General features: G+C 76.1%; 1 protein-coding gene and 1 pseudogene. Both read right to left on the bottom strand.

From position 1 onward, the window contains the following. A pseudogene (locus AB8Z36_RS41450) lies at positions 1-201 on the bottom strand (hypothetical protein); the annotation flags it as partial. Further along, positions 191-724 carry a SigE family RNA polymerase sigma factor gene (locus tag AB8Z36_RS41445; protein WP_369218489.1) on the bottom strand — a complete coding sequence of 178 codons (534 nt, stop codon included), beginning with the start codon at positions 722-724 and terminating at the stop codon, positions 191-193. The pseudogene AB8Z36_RS41450 and the gene AB8Z36_RS41445, both read right to left, overlap by 11 nt. Between the last annotated feature and the right edge of the window lie 66 nt (positions 725-790).

The following is a 790-nucleotide window of genomic DNA, read 5'->3' as shown; positions in this document are numbered from 1 at the left end:
GTCGTCGTCGGAGCCGGTCAGGAGGCCGGACCCGAGGACCACGGCCAGGGCCGTCGTGGCGAGGGCCGTTCCCGCGGCGAGGGCTCGGCGGCGGCGTCCGCGCGTCACGGCGCGGCGGCGGATCTCGGCGCCGGACACCGGAGGGGGCGTGCGGTGGCCCGCGGCCAGGTCCTTGAGCGCGGCGGTCAGGTCATCGGACACGGCCACTCTCCTTCGCGCTCCGCCCGTCGTCGCCCGCGCCCCCGTCGGCCCGCTCGGCGGACAACCGGGCCGCGAGCGCCGCCCTGCCGCGCGAGAGGCGGGCCTTGACCGTCCCGACGGGCGAGCCGGTCTCGGAGGCTACCTGCTCCACGCTGAGGTCGCACAGATGGTGCAGGACGACCGCGGTGCGCTGCGCCTCCGGAAGGGTGCGCAGCGCCTGGACGAGGGCGGTGTGCTCGGGTCCCGGGCCGGGGAGGCGGTCGGCGGGCGGGTTCCTGCGCACGAGGTCGAGCCAGCGCCTGGCCCGGCGCCAGCGGCTCACGGCCAGGCGCAGGGCGACGGTACGTATCCACGCCTCGGGTGCCTCGTCGGCGAGGAAGGTCCGGCGCCGGTCCCAGGCGCGTACGAACGCCTCCTGTACGACGTCCTGGGCCTCGCCGTGGTCGCCGGTCAGGGCGTACAGCTGGCCGACGAGACGGGGGAAGGCGGCGGCGTAGAACGCGTCGAACTCGTCCTCCGTCATGCCCCCGCGCCCCCGAAAAAGTTTCCGTACCTCGTGTGCAACCCGCCGCGCCTGCCGTGCGTACAG

Source organism: Streptomyces flavofungini (assembly GCF_041028215.1).
Taxonomy (GTDB): domain Bacteria; phylum Actinomycetota; class Actinomycetes; order Streptomycetales; family Streptomycetaceae; genus Streptomyces; species Streptomyces flavofungini_B.
This window is presented reverse-complemented; position numbering and strand designations above follow the sequence as displayed.

Bases quoted from the DNA above. Each gene is read 5' to 3' on its own strand.
- AB8Z36_RS41445 (WP_369218489.1), bottom strand. From the start codon at position 724: ATGACGGAGGACGAGTTCGACGCGTTCTACGCCGCCGCCTTCCCCCGT.